Consider the following 9724-nt stretch of genomic DNA (forward strand, 5'->3'; position numbering starts at 1 on the left):
TGCGTATTTTTTTCAAGGATTTCAGGGAGAACGCATGGGTTGGAGACAGTTTTTCGACCGGCATCGCTACTCGGTGCTGTCCGCGGCAGCCGGGACCCTTGCGCTTGTCGGAATTGTCTGGATTGCACTTGATACACTGATCGATTGGCAAGTGCAGGCGGCGATCAAGCGCAACGCCGAAACGCGCGCAAAGGCCTGGGTTCAGAACTTCCTTGAGACGACCCCTTCGGCCATTGACCTGATCCAGACCGGTCAGGGCAACATGGATGATATAAGCCGCCTGGAAGATTCCTTTGCGCTGGTCAACATCATCCGGTTCGAACTCTTTAACGAGACAGGCAAACAGACTTTCCTCTCAAATGTCAGCCTGGACCGGCCGGGAGACGTGAGTGGACATACGAACGCGCTGGCGATACAGGCGTTCGAAACCGGTATGCCTGTGATCATCGTGCATCATGATGACAATGATGAATATGTGACCTCGGACCCGGCTACGCCCGAAACCTACATCGAGGCCTATATCCCCGCGATTACCTCTGCAGGTGACAAAGTCGGCACAATCGAGCTTTATGTTGACGCGTCCGCTTTTGAAGAGGCGCTCGAAACCACCTTTCAGCAGGTGAGCCTTTATCTTGTCTTTGGAACCGTTCTGGTCCTTCTCCTTCCCATAACCGCGTTCGTCCGCCGGACCCAGCAATTGATGCAAAACGACAAGCGCATGCTGGAACTGACCCGCTATGACCAGTTGACCGGCGTCCTTAACCGCAACACGGTCACCCAGATGCTCGACCAAGTGTTTGCGGATGACCGCCGCAAAAGATCCGGTCTCGGGATCCTGTTTGTGGACGTGGATCACTTCAAACAGGTAAACGACCAATATGGCCATGCCTGCGGCGACAAGCTGCTGCAACACATTGCCGGTATTCTCCAAGCAAGCATCCGCGAGGGAAGCGATACGGTGGCGCGCTATGGCGGCGACGAGTTCGTTATCCTGTGCCGGGACATCTCATCAGATGATTTTCGCACGCTCTTTAACCGCGTGATGGAGGGCGCAAAGACGCCCTGCACACACGCGGGGCAGAGTTATGTGCCGTCCTTGAGTGTCGGCGCCTATCTTGCCGGTTCCGGTGACGACCAGAAAACAGCCTTGCATCGCGCAGACCTTGCCGTTTATGCAGCCAAGCGCCAAGGCCGTGGCCGCGTTGTCGAATACGGCAAGGAGCTTGAGGGAATGTTCAAGCAGGAAACGGAGCAACATAGCGCCTAGGCGCGAAAACGGCACCGCCGCCCGTTACTGCCGCGGGCGCCACCTATGATTTCTGTTTTGAAGCTCCGTTGGCGGCCACTTGTAGGCAAGAACCAAACCTAACCCTATGATCAGAAAATGTGGAAGCAACACATGAAGATCGGTTGCCGCACAAATGTAGCTTTCGTACTTCAATGGTAAGCCGAATAACGGATTATCCAGGGAAAAACATGCGCTTTCTGCCCGCTTTATCTCCCCGAAATAGCCTAGTTCCCATCCGGTCATCGCTTGAAACAAATCGCCATGGCCTCGTTCAACCATTAAGGCTTCAAGGCTTTTCAAATGGAAGAGATAGGCCTTTTGAAAGGTACGTATGGAAACTTCTGCGAGAAAGAATGAGAACGCCCCCAAGGAAGCAACTATCAAAGCGATCCGGCCATTGCGCGCGACTGGTTTCGAATAAGCTGCGAAAATGGCAGCCAGGCACACTGTGACAGACCAGCCCTTTATAGTCAGATATTGAGAATTAAACCCCTCATAGATTTCAAGAATAGTTTTATATTCCTGCCATGTGAAATCTATCAGTTGATATTCGCTCACTGCACCCTCCGACATTCAATCAAAATGGTAGAGCTTCTGCCTCAACGCGGTGGAAGGGAATAGGTCGCCGTCGCATGCGCAACCAGGTCGTCCTCGCCCTCCCCGGCAATTCCGCACTCGACCACTGCCAGCCGTTTGCCCAGTTTCAGGAGGCGGCAGGAGCCGAGCAGATCGCCGGGGCCGGGCTTGCGCAGAAAATTGATATTGAGATTAGTGGTTACGGCCAGGGCTTCCGGGCCGATATGAGCGAGGATCACGACATAAGCGGCATAATCCGCCAGGGTCATCATGGATGGGCCCGATACCGTGCCGCCGGGCCGCAAATGCACGTCCGTCGCGGTGAGGCGCACGACAGCCTGGCCGTCGGTAATGCCGTCAATCGAATAGGCCCGGCCGCCCGCATGCATTTGCGGGAAGACCGCATCGAGAAGCTTCGTCACCTCTTCCGGTGTCATAACCGCCTGCATCAAATCCCCTCCCTTGCACGCTTTTTCCGACTTTCTTTTACGTAAAGGTCAAAACAAGCACGATGCAAGCATTTTTACTGATGCGCCGCCAATGAACGCGATCTGCTGCCGCTACTCGGCAGGTTGCCGGAGGGCCGAGTTCCGTTTTTCCAACTCGTAGACACCGCGATCCCACAACCAGGCAGCCAAAACGCGTAGACCAATTCCGGTTCGCATTTCGAATTCCTCGAAGTGAAACCGCGAAGCCCGCATTCCCTTCAGCACAAGGTCTGTTTTGAGCGCCTTGCGCATGGCCACCGGCCCACAGAAAAAGACATGCGCGGTCGACAGATCTCCGTCCAAGTCGCCTGCAATTCGATCCGCAGTAAGCCGAATCCCCTCGGCCGAGTTCACAATGACCAACTCCAGGTTCGGGACGGCCTCGGCGATATTTTCCAGCTCCACCGCATAGGGAACATCGTCCTGCTCACGCACACAATAGTAGAGTTTGACCGGTCCAGCGTCCGCTGTTCGAAGGCTTTCTGCGAAAGCCAGAAATGGTGTAATCCCAACACCCGCCCCGATCCAGATTTGCGGGTCCCGGCCCTTGGGCATTGAAAAGTGTCCATAGGGGCCGCAGACCAGCGCCTCCATCCCGGGCTCGACAGTCTTGTGAAGCCGCTTCGTATAGTCTCCAAGATCCTTGATGGAAAACCGGAGGGACCGGTCCTGCGCCGGGGCACCGCTCAATGTGAAAGGATGTTCCTCACCAAGCGCGCCGTCATTAATCGACAGGAACGCAAACTGACCGGGCTTGTGTTTCATGCCGCGTCCTTTGGGCAGCAAAACAAGTTCGGTCAAACCGCCCACACGGCGGACAAGATCCACTTCGTAGACATGGCCACGGGGCGTCATCGGCCGCAGCAAAGACATCCAGACATAAGACACAATTCCGAGGATACAAAACGCCGAGATATAGAGACCGAGGGGCTCAAAATTGGAGAATGGTTTCTCAATGAAGAAGTAATGGAACGCACCCATCAGGAAAAATACCCCGATCAGGCGATGGCTCCATTTCCATAGGTGATAGGGTATGAAGGTGATCACCGATGCCAGTATCAGGATCAGCAGGCCGTAGAGCGATACTTCCCCGATGTCTTCTGCAATCCCTGACAAAGGTCCACCGCGCAGACCGTTCATTTCCGCATCAATGATGTCGTGCAGCCCCATTGCAACCAACGCCACCACCCCAAGCCATTTGTGCAGGATGTAAATGCGGTCGAGGCTGCCGAAAATGGTCTCAATCCCGGCAACACGGGTTGCCAGGAACTGATTTATTCCCATCAGGATGAGAGCGGATGCGCCCAAATACTGGCTAAACAGGGCAACCGCGTCCCGCTCTCCTGCCAGTGGCGCGAACCAGATAACCGGTACTAGGGTCGCAAGAACAATCAGGATCAGTCCAGGCAGGCGCATCACAACATCCGTTCACTCTATCAAATTGGCAGCGGACCGAAACAGTCTTGCCCGCATGCCGTAGAGGACAGATGAGAGCGGCGCAAGAAGCATCCAAGCCGCTTTCGACACGCGATGTCTGCAAAAACGCTGGTATGAACCTAAGTTTAGGCGCGGATTTCGCTTATCCGCGGCGGCGTCCCCGGCGGCGGCCCGATCCAGCAGATGCATTTTCTGCTTCCCGCGCGGCATCTGCCTCCTTGTTTGGCGGCGACACGAGGGGTCCAATCTCGGAGAGAACCTGATCCAAAGTCGGGCGGACACCTTTTTTGTAGTCATCAATAGCCAAGCGCATGGCTTTCAAATGGGTAGGTGACGTCCCGCAGCAGCCGCCGACGATCCGCGCCCCGGCATCGAGCGCCAGACGCGCATAATCCGCCATCAATTCCGGCGTTCCGGTGTAAACGACCTCATCGCCCTGGATCTGCGGAATGCCGCAATTTGCCTTTGCCACCACGACAGCTTCCGGATAGGCCTCGGTAATCTCCATGATTGCGGCCAGCAGATCGGAGGCGCCAACACCGCAATTTGAGCCGATCGCAGCGGGCGTGCAGGCAAATTGGCCCTGCAGATCGCCAAGCCCTTTCGGGCTCAGGCCCATCATCGTTTTGCCGGCCGTGTCAAAGCTCGCCGTGATCACAAGCGGCAAGTCAAAGCCCTGAGCCGCTTCCGCCGCAGCCTTCATTTCTTCGACAGCGGACATTGTTTCAACCCAGAGAATATCGGCGCCGCCCTCAACAAGACCTTCAATCTGCTCCCTGAAGGCTTCAACGCCCTCTTCATAGGACAGTGCGCCAAGGGGCTGAAACAATTCACCGGTCGGGCCAATCGATCCGCCAATCAGAACATCGCGGCCAGACTCGGCAATCACGTCTTTTGCAAGCTGTACCCCGGCAATGTTCAATTCCTTCACCCGGCCCTCGGCCGCGTGCAGTTTCAACCGGTGCCGGTTGCAGCCAAACGTGTTGGTCAGGATGATATCGGACCCTGAGTCGACAAAGGACTTGTGAAGGGCCTTGATTTTCTCCGGCTCGTCCGTGTTCCAGAGCTCGGGCGCATCACCAGAGATAAGCCCCATGTCGAAAAGGTTGGTTCCTGTTGCGCCATCGGCGAGCAGCGCCCCTTTGCGGGCCAGAAGATCTTCAAATTTTGACATATCCAGGTGCCTTGTTCCGCAGCCAGCCACTGCGTTGGTTCTTGTTGTGTCTGCCATAACAGAACCCGCGCGGATGTCCACGCGGGTTTTGTCGTGTCCTATCTTGCCAGTTCATGGCCGGGCCCAGTCCGGTAATCCACCCCAGACCACTCCCTTCGCGGATCCGGAACGGTTTGGATTGCCCGGATCAAGTCCGGGCTGACGGGGCGCGGAGCCTATCTCGCCAGTCCGGCGTGATCCGGGACAGGAGATGCACAGCCCCGGCTAACGGCCGGAGCGGCACCGCAAGTTTGCGCAACTTAGCTCCGCGGTTTTGCGTTCTCCGGATCGTAGAGCGGGGCATAGCCGACACCTGCCACTTCGACCGGGTAGGTCTCGGCAAAGTACTCGACATTCAATTTCCTGCCGACCTGAGCATATTCATGAGGCAAATAGGCGAGCGCGATGTTCTTGCCGATGGTCGGGCCGTAGGCAATGGACGTCGTGTAGGACCGGCGGCCAAGCTCATCGACCAGCGTTTCGCCGGTTTCGGGATCAAGAACCGGCAGGATCCCGACCGGATAGCGCTTGATACCGGTGATGTCAGTGTTCTCGGTCATGACAAGTGTGCAGAGCATTGCCGGCTGATGATCGCGGGCCCGGTATTCCAAATGCTTTGCCTTGCCGCGGAAATCGGCTTCCTTGACCTTCGGACGGGCAAGATCGCCTTCGTAAAGGTTATACTGGGTAAGCAAGTCGGCGTTCTGGAGGCGGAGCGACTTTTCCATCCGGCGGGAGTTGGCGTAGGTCTCGATGCCGACGGCCATGATGCCAAGATCGCGCAGCGAGTCCCACACCGCGAGGCCGTCTTCATACTTCATATGAAGCTCCCAGCCCTGCTCGCCAACATAAGAGAGCCGCAGCGCCATCACCTTCTTACCGGCAATTTCGATTTCGCGCAGCGCGGCGAATGGGAAGTTTTCCGGATCGAGCGCAGACGGGTCGGACACTGCCTTTTTCAGGTTCTCGCGGGCATTGGGGCCCCAGATCCCGATGGTGGTGTATTTCTCGCTGACATCGGTAACGGTGACGTCGAAGCCCTTGTCCTCCGCGACGCGCCGGACGTAGTGCATGTCGCGCGGGCCGGCATCGGCCCCATCAACGACGCGGCAGCGGTCGGCCATGCGGAAGATGGTCAGATCGGCTCGCACCATGCCCTCGTCATCGAGGAAGTGGGTGTAGATGCCCTTGCCGATGTTGTTGTCGCCGCCGATCTTGGCCGCGCACAGCCATTCCATCAGCGCCAGATGGTCCGGGCCTTCAACGTCGAACATATAAAAGTGCGACAGGTTGATGATCCCGCAATCCTCGCTGAGCGCCAGGTGTTCGGCATTGGACACGCGCCAGAAGTGGCGGTTGTCCCACTCGTTTTCGCGCACGGGGATCTGGTTGCCGTATTTTTCAAGCAGATGTTCGTTGGCGGCATAGCCATGGGCGCGTTCCCAGCCCCCAAGCTCCATGAAGTGACCGCCGAGTTCGACCTCGCGCTCGTAAAACGGCGAGCGCTTGATGTTGCGGGCATTGGCATAGGGCTCGCGCGGATGGATCGCCGGGAAGTAGATTTTCTGAGCCGCCTCATAGCACCGGCCCTCGATGAACTCTTCGGTGAGCTGGTGCGAGTAAAAACGCGAATAGTCGATGGAGGCGTGGTCGATTTCCGTGCGGCCATCGGTGATCCAGTCGGCCACCAGCTTGCCGTAGCCGGGCCCATCCTTGACCCAGATCGCAACGCAGTACCAAAGCCCGCGCACCTTCTGGCTTTCGCCAACGGACGGGCCACCGGCTGCGGAGACCTGCAGCAGACCGTTGAACGACCAGGTCTCATTATAACCCAGCTCGCTCAGAATCGGTGTCAGCTCCATCGCTTTTTCAAGCGGCTCGATCACCTGCTCCAGTTCCAGATCGCGCTGGGACGGCGACAGGCGCGCCTCTTCTTTTTCCTGAAGGTCACGCGGGTGGCACATGCGCGGATGAGTGGTCTCATAGTAGCCCCACTCGATCTGGCCGCCTTCGGTGGTCTTGGGATCGCCGGTGTCGCGCATATAGGCGGAGTTGCCCTGATCACGCAGCAACGGGTAGCCGATGTCCTTGCCCGTGCCTTCAAACTCATTGAACGGACCGAAAAATGTCAGCGGGTGGTCCACCGGCATCACGGGCAGGTCTTCGCCGACCATCTCGGCAATGAGACGGCCCCAGAGACCGGCACAGACAATCACATGATCGGCCATGATCGTCCCGCGGTGGGTCTTCACGCCCTTGATGCGGCCGTCCTCCACGATCAGCGATTGCGCCGGCGTGTTGGCGAAGGATTTCAGCTTGCCGCTTTCAACACCCATGTCGACCAGCTTGCCGGAGAGCGCCTGTGACCGCGGCACCACGAGGCCCGCATCCGGATCATAGAGGCCGCCCTGAACCTGATCTTCTTCGATCAGAGGGAATTTTTCCTTGATTTCGGCGGGCGTTACCAGGTGGGCGCGGGTACCGAAGGCCTTACCGGAGGACACCTTGCGCTTGATCTCTTCCATCCAGAAATCGTCGCCGGTGCGCGCGACTTCCAGGCCGCCGATCTTCTCATAGGCGCCCATTTTCTCGAAGAACTCGACCGAATAGAGCGACGTCCAAGTCGACAGGTAATCGTGGCTGGTCGTGTAGCAAAAATCAGACGCGTGGGCGGTCGAACCGATATCAGTCGGAATGCCGGACTTGTCGATGCCGACAATATCGGTCCAGCCACGCCCGATCAGGTGGTGAGCTATGGAGGCGCCAACAATTCCTCCCAAACCAACAATGACGATCTGTGCCTTGTCAGGAAAAGCTGACATGATTCATTCCTTTTCGTAGGACCGGAAGATCGAGACTTCGCCTCTCCCGCCTGTTTCGGCCGTAAAGCCCGGTGCGGCACGGGTTCATGCTCCGCGAACGCAGACCGGCTTGCGTTGCGCCAGTATTGCGCCAAGTCCACGGTTACAAATAGCGCAATTGCGTCATTGCGGCATAATGCCCACGACATGCCCAAAAGACGACAACGCATTGCCCCGGTTCTTTGATGGCGGAAACAGAGCAGCCAAAGACGGTTCTGCGCCAAGACGGCTGGCCAATCAGCCTAAGACTTGCCATAACGACACATCACTTTACAGGGAGTCCCCACATGTCAGACGCAGCTGCCACAAGCGGTCGCCGTGGAAGATCCGCCCGTCGTGAACGGCGCCAGTCCGGTGCCGGAACGGTTGGAGCACCATACATCACCCGGAACATCCCTTTTTATGATGTGCTCAGCGACGAGGCAGCCGAGATCATTGAAGCCAACGCGGACCGGGTCCTGGCGGAAATCGGGCTGGAGTTCCGGGAAGACCCAGAGGTCTTAAGCATCTGGAAAGCCGCTGGTGCAGAGGTAGACGGCGAGCGGGTCCGATTTCCCAAAGGCATGCTCCGCGAAATCCTGAAAACGGCCCCATCTCAGTTCACGCAGCATGCGCGCAATCCGGCAAGGAACGTCGAGATCGGCGGTAAAAACCTCGTGCTTGCGCCGGTTTACGGCCCCCCATTTGTCACGGACCTTGATCAGGGCCGTCGTTACGGGACGATCGAAGACTTCCGGAACTTCGTCAAACTCGCTTACATGTCACCATGGCTCCACCATTCCGGCGGCACGGTGTGCGAGCCGGTGGACCTGCCGGTCAACAAGCGCCACTTCGATATGGTCTATTCCCATATCAAGTATTCCGACAAGCCGTTCATGGGGTCAGTCACGGCGCCTGAACGGGCGGAAGACTCCGTGAAAATGGCGCAGATCGTCTTCGGCGAAGAGTTTGTGGATCAGAACTGCGTCATGATCCAGCTGATCAACGCCAACTCTCCCCTGGTTTTCGACGCCACCATGCTCGGCGCATTGAAAGTCTACGCCCGCAACAACCAGGCCTGCATCGTTTCACCATTCATCCTGGCAGGAGCAATGAGCCCGGTTACCGTTTCGGGCACACTGAGCCAGGTGCTGGCCGAGGCATTGGCCGGATGCGCGCTAACCCAGCTGGTGCGTCCGGGCGCGCCGGTTGTATTTGGAGCTTTTGTCAGCTCCATTTCCATGCAGTCGGGCGCACCCACCTTCGGCAGCCCGGAAGGCTCGTTACTCTTGAATGGGGCCTCAAAGCTGGCGCGCCGGGCCGGACTTCCCTTCCGCTCCGGCGGGTCTTTCACCGCGTCAAAACTCCCCGATGCCCAGTCCGCTCAAGAATCAGCGCAAACAATCGCGGCCACGGTCCAATCTGGCGTTAACTTCTGTTTGCACTCGGCCGGCTGGCTGGAGGGCGGTCTCTGCTCTTCTTATGAAAAATTTGTCTTGGATGCCGACCAGCTTGGCATGATGCATGTTCTGGCCAAGGGCATAGATGTCAGCGACGAAGCGCTTGCGATGGACGCATTGCAGGAAGTTGGCCCAGGCGGTCACTTTCTTGGCGCGGCGCACACGCAACGGAATTTTGAAAGCGCTTTTTATCGTTCATCGGTCGCGGACAACAATTCCTATGAACAATGGCTGGCGGATGGGGAACTGGACGCAGCTCGGCGCGCAAACAAGATCTGGAAAGAACAACTGCGCGCCTACACCGGACCGGAACTCGATCCGGGCATCGATGAGGCGCTTCAGGCCTTCATGGCAGACCGGAAATCGTCCTTCCCGGACAGCAACGTTTGATCAGACTAAGCGCCCTGCCCCCGCAGGGCGTT

7 protein-coding genes are annotated in these 9724 nt (G+C 57.6%); 2 read left to right on the forward strand and 5 right to left on the reverse strand.

The annotated features are described in order from the left end of the window. Positions 1-34: 34 nt before the first annotated feature. A complete protein-coding gene (locus E1180_RS21550) occupies positions 35-1267 on the forward strand; it encodes a GGDEF domain-containing protein (RefSeq protein WP_155194727.1) in 1233 nt (410 codons plus the stop codon). Positions 1268-1291: 24 nt separating this feature from the next. Here E1180_RS21550 and E1180_RS21555 read toward each other — a convergent pair whose 3' ends face one another. The 5 genes from E1180_RS21555 to E1180_RS21575 all read right to left on the reverse strand — a co-directional run bounded on the left by E1180_RS21555 (position 1292) and on the right by E1180_RS21575 (position 7824). Further along, positions 1292-1846 carry a hypothetical protein gene (locus E1180_RS21555; RefSeq protein ID WP_155194729.1) on the reverse strand — a complete coding sequence of 185 codons (555 nt, stop codon included), beginning with the start codon at positions 1844-1846 and terminating at the stop codon, positions 1292-1294. Positions 1847-1887: 41 nt separating this feature from the next. Further along, on the reverse strand, positions 1888-2313 hold the full coding sequence (locus E1180_RS21560) for a PaaI family thioesterase (RefSeq protein ID WP_155194731.1): 426 nt from the start codon (positions 2311-2313) through the stop codon (positions 1888-1890). Positions 2314-2424: 111 nt separating this feature from the next. Continuing rightward, the gene (locus tag E1180_RS21565; RefSeq protein WP_155194733.1) at positions 2425-3768 is read right to left on the reverse strand and encodes a ferredoxin reductase family protein; all 1344 of its coding nucleotides are present in this window, start codon (positions 3766-3768) and stop codon (positions 2425-2427) included. 163 nt (positions 3769-3931) lie between these two features. Further along, complete coding sequence (bmt, locus tag E1180_RS21570; protein ID WP_155194735.1) at positions 3932-4963, reverse strand: betaine--homocysteine S-methyltransferase; 1032 nt, start codon at positions 4961-4963, stop codon at positions 3932-3934. A gap of 299 nt (positions 4964-5262) precedes the next feature. Further along, on the reverse strand, positions 5263-7824 hold the full coding sequence (locus E1180_RS21575; RefSeq protein ID WP_155194737.1) for a GcvT family protein: 2562 nt from the start codon (positions 7822-7824) through the stop codon (positions 5263-5265). A gap of 326 nt (positions 7825-8150) precedes the next feature. Here E1180_RS21575 and E1180_RS21580 point away from each other — a divergent pair, with 326 nt between their 5' ends. Then, positions 8151-9692: a trimethylamine methyltransferase family protein gene (locus E1180_RS21580; RefSeq protein ID WP_155194739.1), complete on the forward strand. Its 1542-nt coding sequence runs from the start codon at positions 8151-8153 to the stop codon at positions 9690-9692. Positions 9693-9724: the final 32 nt, after the last annotated feature.

Source organism: Roseibium denhamense (assembly GCF_009711415.1).
GTDB lineage: Bacteria > Pseudomonadota > Alphaproteobacteria > Rhizobiales > Stappiaceae > Roseibium > Roseibium denhamense.